At 47.2% G+C, this 21,915-nt stretch carries 16 protein-coding genes and 2 tRNA genes; 14 read left to right on the top strand and 4 right to left on the bottom strand.

The window, feature by feature from the left end; translation table 11 throughout:
* Nucleotides 1-72 precede the first annotated feature (72 nt).
* From HNP82_RS00875 to HNP82_RS00865, 3 genes are read right to left on the bottom strand one after another with little or no spacing between them, the layout of a single operon-like run.
* On the bottom strand, nt 73-1,329 hold the full coding sequence (locus HNP82_RS00875; protein WP_183770425.1) for a DUF4129 domain-containing protein: 1,257 nt from the start codon (nt 1,327-1,329) through the stop codon (nt 73-75).
* Complete coding sequence (locus tag HNP82_RS00870) at nt 1,322-2,455, bottom strand: DUF58 domain-containing protein (protein ID WP_183770423.1); 1,134 nt, start codon at nt 2,453-2,455, stop codon at nt 1,322-1,324. The genes HNP82_RS00875 and HNP82_RS00870 overlap by 8 nt, the downstream gene beginning before the upstream one ends.
* On the bottom strand, nt 2,452-3,411 hold the full coding sequence (locus HNP82_RS00865) for an AAA family ATPase (RefSeq protein WP_183770421.1): 960 nt from the start codon (nt 3,409-3,411) through the stop codon (nt 2,452-2,454). Before HNP82_RS00865 ends, HNP82_RS00870 begins: the two co-directional genes overlap by 4 nt.
* Nucleotides 3,412-3,787: 376 nt before the next feature.
* Here HNP82_RS00865 and asd point away from each other — a divergent pair, with 376 nt between their 5' ends.
* The 4 genes from asd to HNP82_RS00845 all read left to right on the top strand — a co-directional run bounded on the left by asd (nt 3,788) and on the right by HNP82_RS00845 (nt 10,578).
* A complete protein-coding gene (gene asd / locus HNP82_RS00860) occupies nt 3,788-4,876 on the top strand; it encodes an aspartate-semialdehyde dehydrogenase (RefSeq protein WP_183770419.1) in 1,089 nt (362 codons plus the stop codon).
* Between the two features lie 365 nt (nt 4,877-5,241).
* Nucleotides 5,242-8,583 (top strand): tetratricopeptide repeat protein, encoded by a 3,342-nt coding sequence (locus HNP82_RS00855; protein ID WP_183770417.1) that lies wholly within the window; start codon nt 5,242-5,244, stop codon nt 8,581-8,583.
* Nucleotides 8,584-8,588: 5 nt separating this feature from the next.
* A complete protein-coding gene (locus HNP82_RS00850) occupies nt 8,589-10,283 on the top strand; it encodes a molecular chaperone HscC (protein ID WP_183770415.1) in 1,695 nt (564 codons plus the stop codon).
* 224 nt (nt 10,284-10,507) lie between these two features.
* Nucleotides 10,508-10,578: transfer RNA gene (locus HNP82_RS00845), tRNA-Gly, on the top strand.
* Between the two features lie 123 nt (nt 10,579-10,701).
* On the opposite strand, the gene HNP82_RS00840 is transcribed toward HNP82_RS00845, so the two are convergent.
* A tRNA-Ser gene (locus tag HNP82_RS00840) sits at nt 10,702-10,789 on the bottom strand.
* Between the two features lie 505 nt (nt 10,790-11,294).
* Here HNP82_RS00840 and HNP82_RS00835 point away from each other — a divergent pair.
* The 10 genes from HNP82_RS00835 (at nt 11,295) to HNP82_RS00790 (ending at nt 21,895) form a co-directional block, all read left to right on the top strand.
* A complete protein-coding gene (locus tag HNP82_RS00835; RefSeq protein WP_183770413.1) occupies nt 11,295-12,011 on the top strand; it encodes a class I SAM-dependent methyltransferase in 717 nt (238 codons plus the stop codon).
* A gap of 75 nt (nt 12,012-12,086) precedes the next feature.
* Entirely contained in the window at nt 12,087-13,028 is a 942-nt protein-coding gene (gene nikB, locus HNP82_RS00830; protein WP_183770411.1) for a nickel ABC transporter permease, read from the top strand.
* Complete coding sequence (nikC, locus tag HNP82_RS00825; RefSeq protein ID WP_243164594.1) at nt 13,029-13,934, top strand: nickel transporter permease; 906 nt, start codon at nt 13,029-13,031, stop codon at nt 13,932-13,934.
* Between the two features lie 31 nt (nt 13,935-13,965).
* Complete coding sequence (locus HNP82_RS00820) at nt 13,966-15,588, top strand: ABC transporter substrate-binding protein (protein WP_183770409.1); 1,623 nt, start codon at nt 13,966-13,968, stop codon at nt 15,586-15,588.
* An 8-nt stretch (nt 15,589-15,596) separates the two neighbouring features.
* Nucleotides 15,597-16,397, top strand: coding sequence for an ABC transporter ATP-binding protein (locus tag HNP82_RS00815; RefSeq protein WP_183770407.1), 801 nt, complete (start codon nt 15,597-15,599; stop codon nt 16,395-16,397).
* Complete coding sequence (locus HNP82_RS00810; RefSeq protein ID WP_183770405.1) at nt 16,381-17,346, top strand: ABC transporter ATP-binding protein; 966 nt, start codon at nt 16,381-16,383, stop codon at nt 17,344-17,346. Before HNP82_RS00815 ends, HNP82_RS00810 begins: the two co-directional genes overlap by 17 nt.
* A 181-nt stretch (nt 17,347-17,527) precedes the next feature.
* The gene (locus HNP82_RS00805; protein ID WP_243164593.1) at nt 17,528-18,199 is read left to right on the top strand and encodes a GTP pyrophosphokinase; all 672 of its coding nucleotides are present in this window, start codon (nt 17,528-17,530) and stop codon (nt 18,197-18,199) included.
* Between the two features lie 463 nt (nt 18,200-18,662).
* On the top strand, nt 18,663-19,439 hold the full coding sequence (locus tag HNP82_RS00800; protein ID WP_183770401.1) for a PP2C family protein-serine/threonine phosphatase: 777 nt from the start codon (nt 18,663-18,665) through the stop codon (nt 19,437-19,439).
* Nucleotides 19,440-19,442: 3 nt separating this feature from the next.
* Complete coding sequence (locus HNP82_RS00795; protein ID WP_183770398.1) at nt 19,443-21,299, top strand: serine/threonine protein kinase; 1,857 nt, start codon at nt 19,443-19,445, stop codon at nt 21,297-21,299.
* Nucleotides 21,299-21,895 carry a hypothetical protein gene (locus HNP82_RS00790; RefSeq protein ID WP_183770395.1) on the top strand — a complete coding sequence of 199 codons (597 nt, stop codon included), beginning with the start codon at nt 21,299-21,301 and terminating at the stop codon, nt 21,893-21,895. The genes HNP82_RS00795 and HNP82_RS00790 overlap by 1 nt, the downstream gene beginning before the upstream one ends.
* Nucleotides 21,896-21,915 lie beyond the last annotated feature (20 nt).

Genomic DNA, 21,915 nt, shown 5'->3' with positions numbered 1-21,915 from the left:
AAGAAAACTGAGCAGTTTTTGGGGTGGCATCCTTTCCGTTTCGAATCCCTGCGCATCCTCGCGGCGCGTATATCACACTTTTTTTGCCAGATTTTTATAGGCAGCCACATCCTCGGCCTCAGTACGGCCGCTGTAGCGCACTCTCTCATAGATTTCGGTAAATTGCCGGGCGGCCTCCAAGTCCTGGGGGGATATACTTTCCGTCAGTTCCTGTGGGGACATGGACCGGTCAATAGGCGACTTTTTATGACGCCCCGAAATCTTTTTATAGTAGATGCGGCGGATCTTGTCATCGGGAAGGGCAGAGGAAAAGAAGAAAGACGTCCGGCGCCCTTTTGGGGCGATGATTTTTTCAATCACATCTTCACTTTCCGGCTCTTTGGCCTTCTCTTTCGATCGTCTGACTGTGAGGCCGTTAAAGCGCTGAATTAACTGGTAGATCATAAAGATCACAAGGGCGGCGGCGCCCACCACAAGGATGACCCGGAATAGGGCCATGATAAAGTCGCTGGCCGCAATAAGGATCGGGCTGGTACCGTCATCGGGAAGAGGAGCCGTATTTGTCTCCATATCTGGCAGAGGAGCGGATGTCTGTGCCTGCGAGTAGGTGGTCTCCTCGTTGCTGGGAGCAAAAGAGAAAAGAAAACGTACAGCGGCCAGGAGCAGATTTTTAAGGCCGTTAAAGAGCTGTCCCAGCCCCATATTTGTAAACATAACCATGGCCCCCAGGGCAAGGAGCATAAACAGGGAAATTTGAAAATTGCCGGAACGCACCAGGGCACGTACAGGCATATTAGCCATCTGGCGGTTGCCGGTGATATAGGAGAGCATATTGGTCAGATACATGGTCAGTATGCTGGATAACAGGTAGACACAGGCGGTGACTACAAGGACTGTGGAGAGAATCCCATGGCCCATCCCGTTAGATATGATCCACAAAACAAAAAAGAGAATAGCCAGAGCGGGAGATGCTTTCAGATAACGCGCCTGCTCTTTACTGTGGAGCCGTTTTGAAAAAAACAGGATCATTTGAAACAGGATCAGCACTGTGATGGCCCATGTGCTGATCAGGCCTGGGGAGGCAAGGGTACGGGAAAAGCCCCATGTTATGGCAATCAAAAGAATGTGATACCCAATGTAAAAGATGGCTCTAGCCCGGACGCTGAGATAGACTGTGCCAATGAGGGTCACAGCCAGGGTCAGGGCGATGATAAACTGGTTGCTGTTTTGGGTGATGAGATACAGAACCGAAGCACAGAGACCGAAGTACATACAGCACCAGCACAGAAGGTCGGCCAGGTTTCGTCCAGTTTTTAATTTTTCAGTCAATGTGTTCCACCTCCCAAAACATAGTCTTATTTAAAATTTCAGGGGATACCTGGAAGCTGTCTTGCATATCCCTATGGTAAGTATAGATCATCTGAAAGCTGTCGTTGGCCCTTGCCATGGCGTTGACAGCCTTGATCATGTCATCATGGCAGTAATTAGTGATGTAGATGATATATGGAATCTGTCCGCCGAGTTCCAGATCTTTTTGAATCTGTTCAGATAGATGTCTTACGGGAAGCTCCAGATCAATGCGGGCAAGGCTTTGGAGGAGACGGGTCTGATGTCCCGCGCCGGTTCCTGCATCCACCTGGATCGGAAGTTTTGATGTGCAGTCGCATCCGTTGGTCTTTAATGACACCGGTATACCTTTGGAGATAAACATATCGGACAGTGTGGCTCCAAGGCGGATATTTTCTTCCATAATATCATAATGGTTGACATAACCATTGTTTTCCAGATTCAGATAAATACACACCTCCTGGGAGGAGGTATCCTCATAAACATTTACTTTCAGTTCTCCTGTGCGGGCGAAGGCTTTCCAGTTAACCCGGCGCATAGAGTCAAAGGGTTGATACTCCCGCATCCCCCGAAATTCAAAGGGATCCTCAAAATACCTGCGCTTAGAAAGAATGGCTCCGTAAAGCTGGTTAAAAGGAATGAGAAGCCTGCGGATGTCCACATACCGGGGATAGACATAAAGCTGGGTAAAATTATCCCGTATTTCTGTCAGTTTCTCAATATAGAGAAGATCTGTGCAGGAGAGCGCCATCTGGGTGATGGTGTAATACCCCCGCCGGGTGCATGTAAAGGGCAGTGTCCGGGTAATTTTCTCCCTGCCATTAAAAGAGAAGATATCGCTGCGGTAATAAAGGTCTGTGACGGAACTGTTCTCGCTGTTGAGAAAGGAGAGCCGTGAGGAGGTCTGAAATTTCACAGTCAGAGCCGGGAGAGGAAGCTTTTTGTCATTGACAAGAACTTCCACAAGGGCAGCTTCCTCGCCTTCCACAGCAGTCTCTTTGGAATAGGCCATGGTCACGTTGAGATTTTTATTCCAGTTGCGTTGGTACAGCTTTTTCTGGATCATATAAAGAATAAACAGTCCAAAGGCGGCAAATATGATGTTCATCGGTTTTTCCACTCCTCCGTGGGAACGGGAACACTGGAGAGAAGATCCCGGACAATTTCGGCGGCCTCAGTTTCCGAGGCGGACATGGAATGGGAGAGGATGAGACGGTGCGCGATCACCGGAACCGCCAGGTGACGGATATCCTCAGGGATACAATAGTCCCGGCCCCGGATTGCGGCAAGAGCCTGGGAGGCCCTCATTAAGGCAAGGCTTCCTCTGGGACTTAATCCCAGGGCAATGCGTGGATGATTGCGGGTCTGTCCGGCAATGGCGATAATGTATTCCCTGAGCGCTGGATGGACAAAAATCTCGTGGACCCGGCTAATGATCTGGACAAGCTGCTCTACGCTGCACACAGATTTTACTGTTTCCAGAGGATTGTCGTTCATAAAATTGGAGAGGATGGTCATTTCCTCGGAAGCGTCAGGCAGTCCCATGGAAAGCTTCATCAGAAAACGGTCAAGCTGGGCTTCCGGCAGAGGGAAAGTTCCGGCGGTCTCAATGGGATTTTGCGTGGCGATCACAAAGAAAGGTTCAGGAAGGGAGCGTGTCTGGCCATCCACAGTGACCTGCTTTTCCTCCATAGCTTCAAGGAGGCTGGACTGAGTTCTCGGCGTGGCCCTGTTAATTTCATCGGCCAGGAGAATATTGGTAAATACCGGGCCTTCCCGGAATACAAAGGCATTTTTAGAGTTGTCATAGAAATTGATGCCGGTCACATCTGAGGGCAGAAGATCCGGCGTAAACTGAATACGGGAAAACTGTCCGCTGACACACCGGGCCAGTGTTTTTGCCAGCATGGTCTTCCCTGTTCCGGGAACATCTTCAAGAAGAATATGGCCGCCGGAAAATATGGCGGTGAGGATGTAATCAATATTTTCTGATTTTCCGATAATTACTTTTTCAATGCCGGCTTTAATGCTCTGGCAAATATTTTGAATTTCCTGTGTTGTCATAAAAGCTTTCCCCCATTATAATAATGATGATGTTGAGGTCAAATTAAAATTTGACCTCATGATACCACAGCTTACTTCGCTGCCGCGGGCATAGTATATTTTTTTCAGGTGCGTACTATTGCGCAGAGGAATGCGCCCTTGGGCTGCCATGCAAAAGACGCGGTACACTAGCCGCTTTGAGGTTAGTATACCATATTTTTGTGTATTTTGTGTAAACGAAGGAATGAAAAGTTGAAAAAATCTGAATAGTATACAAAAATTAGGATACAGTGAAAAAAAGGTTGATTTTTAACTGGAAAATGTGGTATATTTCTATGCAACGACAAATGTTTTTCTGAAACGGACATTTAGTATATTTTGAGGAGTGACTAATGCTATGGAAAAGAAATTAAGAGTTGGAGTACTTGGGGGAACAGGTATGGTAGGACAGAGATTTATTTCTCTGCTGGAAAATCATCCCTGGTATGAAGTAGTTGCTATTGCAGCAAGCCCCAGGTCTGCCGGTTTAACATATGAGGAGGCTGTGGGAAATCGCTGGAAGATGGCAAAACCTATGCCAGAGGCAGTAAAGAAGCTGATCGTTATGAATGTCAACGAAGTGGAAAAGGTGGCCTCCCAGGTAGATTTTGTGTTCAGTGCCGTGGATATGACAAAAGAGGAGATCCGCGCCATTGAGGATGCTTACGCGAAGACAGAGACACCTGTGGTTTCAAACAACAGTGCGCACCGCTGGACACCGGACGTACCTATGGTCGTACCTGAGATCAACCCAGAGCATTTCGCGGTGATTGAGCATCAGAGAAAGCGTCTGGGAACAATCCGGGGATTTGTTGCCGTTAAGCCTAACTGCTCCATCCAGAGCTACGCTCCTGTGCTGACAGCGTGGAAAGAGTTTGAGCCTGTGGAAGTGGTTGCCACAACCTACCAGGCCATTTCCGGAGCTGGAAAGACTTTCAAAGACTGGCCTGAGATGGTGGAAAACATTATCCCATATATTGGAGGCGAGGAAGAGAAGAGCGAGCAGGAACCTCTTCGTTTATGGGGACATATTGAAAACGGAGAGATCGTCAAGGCTACAAGCCCGGTGATTACTACCCAGTGCATCCGAGTTCCGGTACTGGACGGACATACAGCCGCTGTATTCGTAAAGTTTGCTAAAAAGCCTACAAAAGAGCAGCTTATTGAGAAGCTGAGAAACTTTAAGGGACTGCCCCAGGAGTTGAACTTACCAAGCGCACCAAAGCAGTTTATCCAGTATATCGAGGAGGATAATCGTCCTCAGGTTCGCCTGGATGTCAATTATGAGAATGGAATGGGTATTTCAGTAGGCCGTTTAAGAGAAGATACTGTCTATGATTATAAGTTTGTAGGCCTTTCCCACAATACCGTCCGGGGCGCTGCCGGCGGCGCCATTCTGTGTGCCGAGCTGCTTACTGCCCAGGGCTACATTACAGCAAAAGATTGACTGGGGAGCTAAAGATTCGACGTGCCTGTCAGACAAAATCTCGGTGACTTGTCAGACCAGCCTGTGGCTGGCAAGTTGCCGGATGTCTGGCAGGCATCTTTTTTATGTCACCAGAAAAATGCCTTTCCCGGTGACGTAAAAACGCTCCGCGCACAATTGCACTGCGGCGGAGAGGAAAATGCCGCCGGTGCGGTCCGCCGCAGGCGAAGCATCCTGTGAGGCAGGATTCTTTTTAAACTGGATTTATTATAGTTTCAGTGGTAGAATGTATATCAGATACGCCGTCCGGATAAAAAGAGGCGGCGTTTTGACACAACAGGGCCGGATGATCTGTATCCAAATTTAAAAGAGCAGGAGAAAAAAGAATGTCAACAATTTGGGATATACTGGAAATTGAACCGACAAAAGATGAGGACCAGATAAAAAAAGCATACCGGACAAAACTGGTACACGCAAACCCGGAAGACCATCCGGAGGAATTTAAAGCGCTGCGCCAGGCTTATGAACAGGCTGTGAAAGAGGCTCAGGATAACAAAGACCAGGGATGCAGCGGTCAGGAAAATGGGGGCAAGGACGGCGCGGGGATTCCCGGCGGTTTGTCAAAGGAAAGTCCTATTGGACGGTGGCTGTCTGAGGTGGAAGAACTGTATCAGGATTTTTACCGGAGAATTGACGAAAAGAACTGGGCCCCTATTCTTTCTGATGATCTGTGCATCGGTCTGGAAAGCAGCGACGAGGCGAGAATCGGGCTTCTGCGCTTTTTTATGTCCCATTTAAAACTGCCAAATAAAGTGTGGCGGGCCATTGACCGGACTTTTAATATCGTCCAGGATAAAAAAGAACTGTATGAAGTCTTTCCAGGAGAATATATTGATTACATTGTCAATCTGATCAAATATGAAAATTTTCTGGACTACACTCTTTTTGAAGGAGATCCGGAAGAAGATTACGACAGCTATATAGATACCTATTTTTCTCTGAGACAGGCTGTTTTGGACCAGAAGACTGAGGAAGGAAAACAAATATATGAGACGCTGACTCAGTCGGACATTTACCATCCCTTTGTCTCGGTCGAAGGAGCCTTGCTTGCCCGGTTTTCCGGAGATCTTTGCGGCGCCCGGTCTGTTTTGGAAGACTTGTGGGGACAGTATGAGGACAGCTTTTATATTGGGGATACTTACGCGGATATTCTTCTCGAAATGGAAGATTTTGAGACTGCTGCCCTGGTATGTGAGCGGATTTTGGAAAAGACGCCTCAAAACTATACGGCCAGCCTGGGCTATGCCCGGTGTCTTGCCCACAGAGGAGATTACCGCCAGGCTAAAGAGGTGATCCTGGATCTTTTTGAATCGGTTCCAGGGGATGAGAAAGCCATGGAAGTGTTGCAGAAGATTAATCTGAAATTGATGGCGGACTACAGGAAAGGGCTGGATGAACATCCCGGTGATCAAACACTGCTGCTGGATCTGGGATGGTGTATGTGTCAGAATGAAGACTATGACCAGTGTCTTGAAATTCTTCTGAAATTTGAACCTGACAAAGATCATCTATATGATTATGTAAACTTACGGGGGCGGATCTACCTGTGTTTGGAACGCTATGAGGAGGCGCTGCCATGGCTGAAGCAATGGCGGGAGATGATCCTGTCCATTAAGGATGACGGGACAAAAGAGACAGGAAGGCGTATCCGCCGTATCGGCTATGCCAATTACGCTATTGCCTGCTGTTATTCGTGGCTGGGAGAACATAAGGACTCCAGGCTCTATGATCTGGCTCTGGAGGCAGCTTGTGAGGCCATTCAAACGGAGGAGGAAAGCCGCCAGCGCTACAATTGTATCTATATGAAGGCTGAGCTTTTCCACAAGATGGGAAAAGAGGAAGCTTGTATTGATCTGTGCGGTTCTCTCATTGATGAGGAGACGGGATTTTTTCCGGCTTATATTCTGCGCCAGGAGGCATGTTTGGCCTTGGGATTGGCGCGGCAGGTGATTGATGATTATTACAGAGCCATACGCATTTATCCAAAACATCCAAAGCCCTATGAACTGGTGGCCCGGATGTTCCTGGATTTCCAGGAAGAGAAGGAAGCTATGGAAGTGGTGCGCCAGGCCAGAAAAGTCAATGTGGAGACAGACGAACTTCGGCTGATCTGGCTGAACTGCCTGAGAAATCTGTCCCAGAGCCGGGAGGATTACGATCAGACACTGGAATATGCCTGTAATATATTAAAGGAAAGCCATGAGGAGCGCACAAAACAGTGGATGGCCCAGGTTTACCGCATTATGGCTCTGTGCTATCTGGAGACGGGGCGTTATTCTCAGGCGCTGGAAGTCATTAATCAAGCGCACAGCTATAGTCCTATGGATAACACAATTCTTGCGGTGAAAGCGAGGATACTGGAGTGTTCCGGCCAGAGCAGCGAAGCTCTGGCATTGTATCTGGATCTGGCGTCTTGCATGCCGGACAGCCCTTTTATCACACAGGGGATCGGGCGGATTTACGCAGAGCGCAACGAATTAAAAAAGGCGATTCATTATATGCGGATGACGCTGGCCCTCAATCCGGATTATCCCCAGTGCCATTATCTTCTGGGACAGCTATATAAGCGCAGCGCTCTGGCTGGAGCTGCCGGCGACTGGAAGAGGGCTTTGGAACAGATGAATCTGGCAGTGAAAGAGAAAGACTGCGTCAGCCATCGGATGGAGCGGGGAGATATTTTTTTCCAGATGAGCAACTACCGGGCGGCAATTGATGATTTTCTGTGGGTGCTGCAGCGGGAGCCGGAAAACGAGCTGGCGATTATAAGTCTGGCCGGCGCTTTTTACTGTATGGGAGATTACGGCCGGGCGCTGGATGGATTTAAAAGATGTATCCGTCTTTCGTCAGCGCCTCCTGTACTTATGAGAGCCTATATGCGGGCAGCATGCTGCTGTGAAAAACTTGGGCAGGTGGACGAAGCCGTCAACTATTATCATGAAGGTCTGAAGAAGTTTCCAAGGCATGGGGAGTTTTATACAGCTCTGGGGGACCTGCTCATATCCGGCGAAAAATACAGGGAGGCTGCAGACATTTATCTGCGGGGAGTGGAACTTCTCCCCGATGAGGCCAGGGATTTTGCCGATAAAATATGTGTATCCTTGATATTGGCAGAGGATAAAAAAAGCGCTAAAATATGGTGGAAGCGTTTAATGGGACAAAAGGATCCCAGAGGCCCTTATCTGGGAAATTTAAGGGCGGGACAATATTATCTGTATATTGAAAATAAGCCGTCCAGGGCCAGAAAATATTTTGAAAAAGCTGCGGCAAGCCTGGATGGAGAAAATGAGATGATCTTAGTATGCCACGCAGGATATTGTTGGGGCTGCGCTCTTGCCATGGCTGGAAACAAGGCCGGGGCGGCAAGGCGGTTTTACGATGTCGCCCAGAAACTTAAAAACCGTTTCGGTCCGGCGATTTTAAAAGACTCACCGAAGATGGCGCCTCTGATCCGTCTGTACTCCAGTGTCAACCTCTGGCTTAATTACTGCCGGCAGGAAAACTTCGATGAGAAGCTGATCCCGTCAAAAGACTTGGCGGTCCAGGGGCTTCGGGCTTTTTTGTCCGGCGATATGGACAGGGCTGTGATATTGTTTGGAAAGAATAAAGGACAGTTGGGAAAATGGGACTTTGAATCGGAAGGTATGTTGCGATTATTGAATAAGAGGTGATAAGTTTGATCATAGGTATAGATTTAGGAACGACAAACAGTCTGGCAGCTTGTTATACAGAAGACGGCCCGGTGATCATTCCCAACCGTCTTGGCAAATCTCTGACTCCCTCAGTGGTCAGTATGGATGCGGATGAGCAGATGTATGTGGGAGAGTCGGCAAAGGCACGGAAGTTATTGTACCCTCAGACAACGGCGGATGTTTTTAAGCGGGATATGGGCAGCGGGAAGGAGTTTCTTCTCGGAAGCAAAAGTTTTACAGCGGAGGAACTGTCCTCCTTTGTCCTCAGATCTCTGAAGGCGGACGCGGAAGAGTACCTTGGAGAGCCGGTGACTGAGGCAGTGATCAGTGTGCCCGCCTACTTTAATGATGTTAAGCGCAAAGCCACAAAGCGGGCCGGGGAACTGGCCGGCCTGAAGGTAGAGCGGATTATCAGCGAGCCCACAGCGGCTGCCATCGCCTATGGACTTTACCAGAAGAATAAAAATACAAGATTTTTAGTCTTTGATCTGGGCGGAGGGACATTTGACGTATCTATTCTGGAATTGTTTGAAAATATTTTGGAAGTGAGAGCTGTAGCCGGGGATAACTATCTGGGCGGTGAAGATTTTACCCAGGTTCTTATCCAGATGTTTTTGCGGGATAATCAGATCAAAGACGAAGAATTATCAGAAAAAGAAAAAGCGGCTCTCCATACTCAGGCTGAATTATGTAAACTTGGTTTCGGAAAAAGCCGCACAGGGATCATGAGCTGTAAGATTCATGATCAGGTGGTGGATTACAGCATCGGCCTGGAGGATTATGAGCAGGCATGTCAGTTTTTGCTGGAGCGGATACGCAAGCCTGTAAAACGCAGCCTTTCCGATGCAAATATCCGTCTGTCGGACATTGACGAGATTGTTTTAGTGGGCGGCGCAACAAAGCTGTCGATTGTGCGGAAATTTGTGGGCAAGCTTTTTGGCCGTATGCCAAACACCAGCGTAAATCCGGATGAGGCGGTGGCCCTTGGGGCCGCTATCCAGGCGGCGATGAAAGAGCGTCAGGCTGCGGTCAGAGAAGTGATTCTGACGGATGTATGCCCCTTCACTCTGGGGACAGAGGTGGTTGTTGAAAAAGAAAATAATCATATGGAAAGCGGGCATTTCTGTCCCATTATCGAGCGTAACACTGTGATTCCCGCCAGCCGCACACAGCGTCTTTACACGGCTCACGACCAGCAGACCCGGATGCGGGTCAACATTTTACAGGGAGAGAGCCGTTTTGCCAAAAATAATCTGACCCTTGGTGAGATTTATATTGATGTGCCGGCCGGTCCGGCGGGACAGGAGGCGGTGGATGTGACCTACACCTATGATATTAACTCCATTCTGGAAGTGGAAGTGACCGCCGTATCCACTGGACACAAAGAAAAACTCCTCATTAAGAATCAGGAAAATAATATGACTGATGAGGAGATTCAGGAGCGGATGGAGGCTCTTAGTTATTTGAAGATTATTCCACGGGAGCAGGAAGCCAACAAGATGCTCCTGATGCGGGGAGAGAAGCTTTACGAGGAAAGTGTTGGCGATCTCCGCAGGAAGGTGGAGTGGTGTCTTCGGAAGTTTGAGAGTGTTCTTGACACCCAGGATCCGTCCCGTATTGAGGCCGCCCGTATTGAGTTTGGGGAAGAACTTGATGTTTTAGAGCAGGAGCTGGAGTGAGGCTCCCTTATGCAGGCATGTTTCATAAATTGAGTCCTTCAGTATGTGCCTCTTCTATTTTTCTTCCTGACAACACATTTCAAAGGTGTAGACATAACGATCTCTGTTAAACAGGGGGGCAACTTATCCCGCATGGCTGAATCGTAACCTGGTATCAGAACTGTTGTTTAAAATTTTTCAAAAAATATAGACATTTCAGACGAAAGGTGTTATAATACTCCCATGCAGATATGGTTCATCGGTAGAACGCTAGCTTCCCAAGCTGGAAAGGGGGGTTCGACTCCCCTTATCTGCTCTATATACGGCCAAAGTACCACAGATAGGTACTTTGGCTTTTTTTAGTGGTGTGTCAGGCACATAGGGAGAATAGAAATAAAAAGCCCTCAAAGGCCGACCCTTTGAGGACTAAACTATTTAACGGAGATGGAGGGATTTGAACCCTCGCGCCGGTTGCCCGACCTACCGCATTTCGAGTGCGGACCCTTCAGCCACTTGGGTACATCTCCAAAAATTTTGTTAACAACTGTTTTATTATATATTGTTTTAGAGATTTTGTCCAGTATTTTATGACGGGGATTTGACGTAACATAACAGTTCATCTATATGAACTTCCGAATACAAAAATCTTATGGAGATTGCCGGCATTCTGTAAGTTTGCACCAAGACGGCTGTATCGCGGAATCCGGTACTGTTTCTGAATGAATAGAATATTACAGATTTATAGAAAAATATCCCCCCAGGGGGCTTTGATTTTATTAACTGCTTTGTTATAATATAATCCTGTGATTCGGGGATAAAGAATTTTATCCCCGGACAGTAAGGATTACTTTATAAAAAATTCCAGTGTCCAAGCACCGGCAGAGGGGCTGAAGCTCCTGAAAATTTAAAGTTCCTGAAAAACACAGTGACAGATTAATTATTGAAAAATGGACTTCGGGCTGAAGCCTGTTGCATGCGCCAAAGGAGGCAGCATACAGCAGGCTTTTATTGTATCAGGAGGAGTGACAGATTATGGAAACATTAAAACAGCGTATGGAGGCTTATTGGACACAGAGGGCCGATGATTTTTCTCAGCAGCGGCTTAAAGAATTTGAGGGGAAACGGCATGATTTGTGGATGAAGGAACTGGAAAAATATATTCCTATGGACCGTTCGCTGGATATTTTGGATATAGGAACCGGACCTGGGTTTTTCGCGGCCTTGCTGGCATCCAGGGGGCACCATGTGACCGGAATTGATTTGACACCGGATATGATCCGGGCGGCGAAAAAAATGTCTGGGCACTTGGGCATCCACGCTGATTTTTACGTTATGGATGCGGAAAAACCGGAGTTTGCGCCGGAAAGCTTTGACGTGATCGTGTCAAGAAATCTTACGTGGACGCTGCCTCATATGGATAAAGCATATCAGGCATGGTATAAGCTTTTAAGAAAAGATGGGTTTATGGTCAATTTTGATGGGGATTATTGCCGGGAAAAGCCTATGGAAATATCATCCGCCAATCATGCCCATGAAGATCTTTCAGCGGAAATGGTGGAAGAATATGAGTGCTTAAAGGCGGATCTGAGAAATGTTCAGCGGCCGCGCCCTCAGTGGGATCAGGAACTATTAAAGGCTGCGGGGTTTTCAAAAATCCAGGTGGATACGTCTTTGTGGCAGCGGATTTACGGGGTAAAGGATGAATTTTATTACCCTACGCCGATTTTTACAATCGCGGCTTATGTATAAACAGTCTGCGTATAAAACATGCTGCTTTTCAGATGATGAACAGCGGAGTAAAATAAGTCAGAAGGGATAAAATCAATGATTCAGTACATTGCAAAACGTCTTGTTCAACTGATCGCCGTCCTGTTTGGCGTGACCTTTTTAACATTTATGATCACTCAAGCGGCGCCAAGTGATGCTGCGCAGATGCAGTATATTTCTATGGGGACGATCCCGTCAGAAGAACTTCTGGAACAGACGCGGGAGGAGATGGGGCTAAATGATCCGGTGCTTGTTCAGTATGGGCGCTGGCTGTGGAATGTCCTTCACGGAGATCTGGGAACGTCCACAAAATTCAGCGAGTCCGTTTTAACACAAATGAGCCGGAAATTGCCAATGACTATTGAGCTGGCAGCCGTATCCGGCGTGATCATGGTGCTGATTGCTTTTCCTCTGGGAATTTTATCTGCGGTAAAGAAGAATAAATGGATTGACTATCTTATACGTTTTCTTTCTTTTTTCGGGATTTCAATGCCTAATTTCTGGCTTGGATTACTTCTGATGTATGTTTTCGCGGTTCGCCTTGGATGGTTTCATGTTGTCAGCACAAATGATATTGCGGGGATCGTCCTCCCTGTAGCTACATTAACGATTCCCATGGTATGTACCTATGTGCGTCAGATCCGTGCGGCTGTGCTTGAGGAACTGAATTCAAATTATGTGGTGGGAGCAAGATCCAGAGGCATTTCGGAGCGCCGTATTATTTTCGGGCACGTTCTCCCTAATGCGCTGCTGCCTATCGTCACCCTGATTGGACTGTCTGTGGGTCATCTTTTAGGCGGCGCGGCGATCATTGAGACCTTGTTTTCATGGCAGGGAATCGGCAATATGGTCGTGGAAGCGATACGGGTCAGGGATTATCCGCTGATTCAAGGATATGTGATCTGGATGGCAGTGATCTATGTCATGGTAAATCTTCTGGTGGATATTATGTATCGTCTGCTGGATCCCCAGATCCGTTTGAGAAAGAAGGTGGACTAAATGGGACAGGCATCGGAAGAAAAAGGAGCGGTCATCCATCGCTACAAAGAGTGGAAACGCCATGGCCGGAAGGCTTTGTTAAAGCCGGCCATGACAAAGAAAGGAAAATGGCTGCGTTTTATTATATTTGCTATATTGGCATTGGCAGTGCTGTTTATAGCTTTTCTGGGGCCTGTGCTGGCACCCTATGATCCCCTTGCGACAGATTATGGAGCAAGCTTATCGCCGCCAAGCCCTGAACACTGGTTTGGTACGGATAATGTGGGCAGAGATGTGCTGTCCCGTATTCTTTATGGCGCGGGCAATTCTTTCTCTCTAACGTTTATCATGGTAGCGGCGGTTTCAGTTATCGGAACGCTGATTGGTATGGTGTCCGGATATTTTGGCGGCATCTTAGATACCATCATTATGCGTTTTACAGATATACTTCTTGCCTTTCCGGATACTGTATTTGCTATCGCAGTTGTAGGAATGATAGGTCCAGGGTTACTGAATACGATTTTAGCTCTGTCACTGGTCTGGTGGACGAAATATGCCCGTCTGACCCGCGGCCTGGCATCAGTCATGCGTTCCAAAGATTTTATAATACAGGCAAAATTTGGCGGGGTAAAAACACCAGGGATTTTGTTTCGGTATATTTTGCCAAATGTGCTTCCCCAGGTCGTTGTGACGATGACTCTGGATATTGGCGGGATGATGCTTTCTCTGGCGGGGTTATCCTTTCTCGGCCTGGCATCTCAGCCGCCGACTCCTGAGTGGGGATATATGCTCTATGAGGGTAAGTCCTATTTGCAGACAGCGCCATGGATCATGTTATTTGCCGGTCTGGCGATTTTTATTACAGTATTGGTCTTTAATCTTTTAGGCGATAGCCTTAGAGACATTTTAGATCCAAAAGAAGAATAGTTATAAAAAAATGAGAGGAGATTATTAAATAATGAAAATAAAAAAAGTAATGACATTACTTTTATCTGCTGTTGTGGGAGCTGTTTTCCTTGCAGGATGTTCCGGAGCGGGAACTCAGGGTACGGAAAACACGGCCGTATCCGAAGAATCCTCGGCAGAGGAAAACGGCAGTGAGGCTGCCGATGCCGGCGATACTGGAGAAAAACATGTGAACGTGGCATTTTTCTGGATCACCCCCACATTGGATCCGGCAGTGGATTATCAGGGATGGGTCACATGCCGTCTGGGCGTTGGAGAAGCTCTTGTAAAGTTAAATGACGATCTGGAGGTTGAAGGCTGCGTTGCCGATTCCTGGGAGAATATTGATGATACAACGTGGGAATTTCATATTCGTGACGGGATCACATTTAGTAACGGAACGCCGGTAACTGCGGAAGCTGCAAAGGCTTCACTGGAAAGAGCCATTGAAATGAATGACCGCGCGGCAGAATATTTGAAGGTAGATATGATCGAGGCGGATGATCAGACGCTTACGATCACAACAACAGAGCCTAATGCCGCACTTTTGAACAATCTTGTAGAGCCTGTATTTTGTATTATTGATACCACCCAAAGTGAAGAATCTATTGAGACGGCGCCCATTGGAACCGGTCCCTACGTAATTTCCTCATTTTCTCCGGAGCAAACTGTGGAATTGGTAAAAAATGATACATACTGGGACGGTGAGCCAGGGCTTGATACCATCACTGTAACTCAGATCGCTGATGCGGATGCCCGGACAATGGCCCTTCAGTCTGGCGAAGTGGACATTACAAATACTATTGATAATACAAGCGTTACATTATTTACAAACAATTCGGATTATAATGTATCTTCCATTATAAGTCCCAGAGTCAACGTGGCCTATATGAATAATGCGCAGTCCAGCCCGCTCCATGACATTGAACTGAGAAAGGCAATATCTTACGGCGTTAACCGGGAGGCTTATGCGGAGCTGATCGGAGGAAGCGTTGCTCACAGCGCCTATTCAGATGCCACGCCGTTTGGAAATGATACGATCACAGCATATACCTATGATCCGGAACAGGCTGTTGAAATATTAGACGCGGCCGGGTATGTTGATGTTGATGGTGATGGCTACAGAGAACTGCCGGACGGGTCAGGGATGAATCTGAGATATCTCCAGGCTGCGGATCACGGTTCAGCGGATTCCGCAATTCTGGCAACAGCAGTTCAGTCTGATCTGAAAGAGATCGGGATTCAGGTAGAGATCTTTTCTGTGGAAAATCTGACAGAATATCAGACAGAAGGAAACTTTGATTTTTACACTGGAAATGATAATTCCGCGCCTACAGGAGATCCTCAGATATGGCTTGAAACAATGTATACGGATCTGGGAACCTCAGGGAAGTCCAATTTAACCGGTTTCCAGAATGACCGAATTGATGAGATTATTGAAGAAATGGATACGGCCTTTGATCCGGAAGAACGGTATGCCCTTGCGGCTGAAGCTTCTCAGATCCTGAATGATGAAGCGGCAAATCTTTTCCTGACAAATTCTTATCTGAATATGGTTTCTGTGGCTAAAGTGAAAAATGCCATTCAGCCGGTTGCAGATTTCTATTTTATTACAAAAGATATTACAGTAGAGTGAGGAAAGCCATGAATGTTTTGGAATTTCAGGATATTTCTGTTATATATCAGAATGGGAAAACCGCTGTACATAATGTGAGCTTCACTGTACCGGAACATAGTATAGTTGCGGTTGTCGGCGAATCCGGAAGCGGGAAATCCACTTTAATACGGGCCGCCATGGGGCTTTTGTCCACAGGCGGCAGCGTAAGCCAGGGAAGGATCCTTTTTGAAGGAGAGAATCTGCTGGGATTTTCAAAGGAGCAGATACGCAGTATACGGGGATCGGAAATGGCTATGATTTTTCAGGATGCCGGAGATTACTTAAATCCCCGGCGCAAAATCGGACCCCAGTATATTGAAACGATCCGCTGTCATATTCAGGTTTCCAAGAAGGAAGCCGGACAGATTGCTCTGGATATGCTCTCCCGCTTAAAGCTGGCAGATCCTGAAAGAATCATGCGCTCCTATCCCTTCCAGCTTTCCGGCGGTATGCGGCAGAGAGCGGCAATTGCCATGGCAATGAGTATGCATCCCAAGCTGCTCCTTGCAGATGAGCCGACTAGTGCCCTGGATGTAACCGTTCAGGCTCAGGTGGTCCAGGAAATGTTAAAGCTCAGGGAAGATATGGGAACGGCCATTGTGATCGTGACTCATAATATGGGTGTTGCTTCGCGTATGGCTGACTATATTGCAGTGATGAAAAATGGTTATTTAAGAGAATTTGGAGCCAGGGATCAGGTGATCAATGCTCCTAGGGATGAGTACACACAGCAAATGCTGATGGCGGTCCCGGAATTGGAGGATGAGCAGATTGTCAAAATCAGATAACCTTCTGCGTCTGGAACATGTAAGTAAAAATTTTGACCTGAAAGGCCGCGGTGAGGTGAATGCTGTCAGAGACGTATCCCTCACTGTTAAAAGCGGAGAAATTGTCGGGATCGTAGGCGAGTCCGGATGCGGAAAGAGTACATTAGCCAGATTGATCACCTGCATCGAACCTGTGACTTGTGGACAGATTTTTTTTGATGTCCGGGAAATTTCCTCATTTCGAGGGAAAGAATTGCGGGCATACCGTAAACAAGTACAAATGATTTTTCAGGATCCGTCCAATGTGTTTAGTCCCCGTATGAAAATCGGGACGTTTTTAATGGAGCCCTGGAGAAATTTTGAACACACAAGCCGGCCGGAAGCCATGAGGTTAGCTGTGGAGGCTTTAAAAAACGTAAATCTGGATGAGGATTATTTAAAAAAATATCCCCATCAGCTTTCCGGAGGTGAGCTTCAGAGGATTTCCATTGCAAGAGCCGTGGCGCTTCATCCCAAACTCCTGATCTGTGATGAGGCAACGAGTGCGCTGGATGTATCTACCCAGAGTCAGATCATAAATTTGTTAAAGGACAACCATAAGAAATCGGAATATTCAATACTTATGATTAGCCATGATCTTGCCCTGGCAGAAAATTTCTGCGACCGGATCGCAGTGATGTATCTGGGAAGTATTGTGGAAATACTTCCCGGCCGCGGACTTAGAAAAAATGCGCGCCATCCATATACAAAAGCATTGCTTGATTCTGTATTTTCCGTCCATGGAGATCCCGAAAAAAAGATCCGTATTTTGACTGGCGAGCCTCCCAGTCCAGTGAATGTTCCTGCCGGATGCGCTTTTTGCGGGAGATGTCCATATGGGGATTCCAAATGTGAAAGAGAAACTCCTCAATTAAAAAATATAGACTTTCAACACCAGGTTGCCTGCCATAAGGAAGAGCTGCCGCGCTGATCAACGCGGCAGCTTTTTTGAGAAAAGTGGCGAAACTATATAACTATGTCTAGCCGCTGAGTTATTAACCTGCTATAATATAACTGCAATACCTGTTCATCGACTCCGGAGCCGCAGGGGTGATATCCGGCATCTGGATGAGAGACGGAGTGAACAAATGTAAAAGGACGTGATGGGGATTATGACTGAATTGGAGAAGGTATTAGGTACTTTTGACGGGGAAGAAGATACTCATGATGTGGCGGATACGCAGCTTCGCAGAGATTTCGAGGTGGCAATGATGATGTATGCCGGAGCCATCCGGGAGGTGCGCACCAAGCTTGAGGTGTTGAACGATGAGTTCAAGATACGCAGCCGGAGAAATCCCATTCATTATATTAACAGCCGGATAAAAACACCGGCCAGTATCTTAGAGAAGATGCACCGGAGGGGATATCCGGTGACCATGGAATCTTTGCGGGAAAATATGCATGATATTGCGGGTATACGGGTGATCTGTGCTTATGCCTCGGATATTTATTCTATTGCCGATATGCTTATGAAGCAGGATGACGTGATGGTACTGATGGTGAAAGATTATCTTAAAAATCCAAAACCTAATGGATACCGCAGCCTTCATCTGGTGATCGAGATCCCAGTATACTTTTCCGACCGGAAACAGTTTATAAAAGTGGAAGTGCAGATCCGAACCATGGCCATGGATTTCTGGGCGAGCCTTGAACATCAGATCCGCTATAAAACCGATGGCCGGCCCAGTGAGGATATTTCCAACGAATTGCGGGAATGCGCGGAGATCATCCATGATACTGACGCGAGGATGGAGCGGCTCTATAAAAAAATGCAGTCGTTGTAATGTTGGCAAATCCCAACACGAATAAACGCTCTGCCTGTGGGCGAAATATCTCCACAGACGGAGCGTTTTATTCATATGACGGCTGTCAATATTGTTTATATGTTTTCTAATATTCAGACACGCTTTGATCTGCTGCCGAAATGTTCTTTGGCGGCAGATCTATTCTTACCCTTTTGTCGGATTTAAGAAAATCCTGTAGAAAAAAGGGGAATAATCTTGTAAGTTGTTGATAAATTATAGCTGAAAAACTGTGAAAAGTATATTATAATAAAACATACTACATCATTTCTTTAATATTCATCCGATGTTTCTTCGGATGTTTTCCCTGTTTATAGAAAAAGCATAACTCTTTGTAACATTTATTGTAACATATTGTGATGTTCATGTAACTTTATTACTGAATTCAGTACAGTTAGATGAGAAATTCAGATTTTGAATGTAGCAAAAAACAGGTGGATGAGATATGGATTTGTTAATTGCGGCACACAGTGACGTGGGAATTAAGAAAAAAGTCAATCAGGACTCATATCTTATAAAAGTGGCACAGACAAACATGGGAAAGGTTTGTCTGAGTGTCATCTGTGACGGTATGGGCGGACTCTCAAAGGGAGAGCTGGCCAGCGCCACAGTCATCCGTGTTTTCGAGAACTGGTTTGAAAAGGACTTTCCCGCCATGATGGCTAAAGGTTTCGATAAAGAGGAGCTTAGGCTGGCGTGGGACAATATTGTTCTGGAACAGAATCAGGTTCTGGCTGCCTATGCGGCAAAAAGCGGGACAAGGATGGGGACAACAATCGTCGCTCTTCTTATTATTAATAATGAATATTTTATTATGAATGTTGGCGATTCCAGAGCCTATCTGCTGGATACCCAACTCAGCCTTCTCACAAAGGACCAGACTTTTGTCCAGTATGAACTGGATGAGGGGCACATTACATGGGAGCAGGCTCAGAACCACCCTCAGCGCAATGTGCTTCTTCAGTGCGTGGGCGCCTCAGATGTGGTGACACCGGACTACTACCAGGGACCGGTTTATCCGGACAGTACATTTGTCATGTGCAGCGACGGCTTTTGTCATGTGCTGCCCCTGGAGGAAATTTTCAAATATCTCAATCCTCAGACGGCGAGAGATGAGCAGACGATGAAAAATAACGCCGTGGCACTGACAGAATTAAATAAACAGCGTATGGAAGTGGACAATATTTCTGTTATTGTCATACGCACAGTCCAGAGGGGATAAAGTATGCTTCAGATCGGTTCCGTTGTGGATGGAAAATACAAAGTTTTAAATAAGATCGGCCAGGGCGGCATGAGCGTTGTTTATCTGTCCCTCAATGAGCGGGCCAACAAAACATGGGCCATTAAGGAAATCCGGAAAGACGGTGTCCAGGATTTTGCCACAGTCCGTCAGGGTCTGATCGCGGAGACAAACATTTTAAAAAGTCTTAATCATAAATATCTTCCCAGTATTGTGGATGTTATTGACGATAAAGATACATTTCTCATTGTAATGGATTATATCCAGGGAAAATCTCTTAACACGGTTCTCAAGGAAAGTCTTGAACACGATGGGCTTCCTATATTTGTGGAAGATGTGATTTCCTGGGGAAAGCAGCTCTGTGATGTTCTTTACTATCTTCATACCCGTACCCAGCCCATTATTTACCGGGATATGAAACCGGCCAATGTTATGCTGAAGCCGGACGGTGAGATTTGTGTTGTTGATTTTGGCACTGCACGGGTTTTTAAGACAGGCAATACAGAAGATACCACCTGTCTTGGAACACCGGGATATGCCGCGCCTGAACAGTATGGCGGAAATGGACAGACACGCCCTCAGACAGATATTTATAATCTGGGAGCGACGCTCCACCATCTGATCACCGGGAGAAATCCGGCAGCCACGCCGTTTAATTTCCCTAAGATCACCCAGTGCCGGCCTACCCTTCTGGAGGAGACGCCCAGAGATCTTCGGGGAAAACTTCTTGGCCTTGAGATGATCATTGACAAATGTACCCAGTATGAGATCAAAGACAGGTACCAGTCATGTGTGGAGTTGAAATATGATCTTGAGCATCCCGAAGAGCTTGGCCTGCCATACAGGAAGTTGCTGAAAAAAAAGTTTTATTCTTTTGTCGGGTGCGGTGTTATGGCGCTGATTCTTGGGGGAGTCTCCCTTGTTGGCATGGCTATGGAAAACAATACGACCAAAAGCGGCTGCGATTATTACATACAGAGCGCTCAGACGGCTGCCAATGATGAAAAAATCCAGCTATACCGCAGCGCCATCGCCTTAAATCCCACAAGGGAGGACGCCTACCTGGATATGCTGGATACCATGGTTTCGGACAATGTTTTCTCTTCAGACGAGGACGTCTATCTGACGTCAGTACTTAACTCCAGGGACAATGGACGTGACCGGGATAACCGTACATACCTTCAGGCTAACCGGGCCGGTTATGTGGAGTTTTCCTACCAGCTTGGCCTGGCCTATTACTATTCGGTAGGCAATAACGGAGATAAATCCTCAGCGGTAGGGTGGTTCCAGAATGTCATTGACGCGGACATGGATTCCCTGGATATGGGCGATAACGATGAATATAAGTACGCCTGGCAGGCCAGGGCTCAGATTTTGGGGCGGATCAGCGATTATTATAAAAATAAGATTGGCGTGACCAATAAAGCCGGAGATGCGGAAGTATCCTATGCGGATTACTGGAATGATCTTATGTCCCTTTTTGACTCGGACGCTGTCGGCCAGGACAATATGATCACTGACATGCGTCTTTACAGCGAGATCGTCTTCCAGATTTACAGCCGGACAGTAGAGTTTAAAGATGAGGCCGGCATCAGCCAGGAGGAAATGGAGCAGGCTCTTGACGCGATTCAGTCCAGAATGGACATTATGGCCATTGACGGGGATGCCCAGGCTATGGAGCTGGCGGCGGATATCGAAACAATGATAGAACAGGCCAGAAGAAGTATTACTGCCACCTTTGCCACCAATCCCAACGCCGGTGCCGGGAGCGCTGCATCTCAAAGCCCGGACAGTGAAGGCGGGAGCCAGGAGGCAGATTCAGAGGAAGGAGGCGGTGAGTAATGGGTTCTCAGGATTACGAAGGGCTCGTGAGCCTTTATCATGGTATATTTGTCTACTGCGGTATCGCAGCTTTAGTATTTCTCTGTGTGGCCGCTCTTTTGTTTATTGTATTAAAAATCCCCAGAGTGTTTATGGAGCTGACCGGTCGGGGCGCTAAGAAAGTCATAGCCCGCATGGAGGAGGCAGGATCTGCCAGCGGTGACCTCAATTCTGTCTCGCGTCAGATCGGGGACGACGGACGCCGTCACCGCAGGGTCCGGACTGGGGCCCTTGGGACGTCAAAGCTGCGCCGCAAAAGCGGAAGCCTTTCAGGTGGACTGACTACGGAGAAGATGGCCGGGACGTCTTTACAGGCATCCCCGGAAGTGTACAGTTCTGGGGACATTGACGGCGGAGCGGCGCCCACCGATGTTCTGAGCCGCGATATAACGGGGGCCCCTTCCGGCACGGATACAATGGATTCAGGAATAAACATGGCATTTCCAGCAGCGGATAGCTTTGGATTTTCCGAAACCGTTGTCCTTAACGACGGGCAGCCGACCGGGTTCACAGTGCTTCGCAGCATTGTGGAAATCCATACAGACGAGGTGATTTAGATGGAGAGAATGAAGATTTT

The sequence above is a fragment of the Catenibacillus scindens genome (assembly GCF_014202115.1).
Lineage (GTDB): Bacteria > Bacillota > Clostridia > Lachnospirales > Lachnospiraceae > Catenibacillus > Catenibacillus scindens.
Note: the sequence above shows the minus strand (reverse complement) of the source record. Positions and strands in the feature narration are given on the sequence as shown.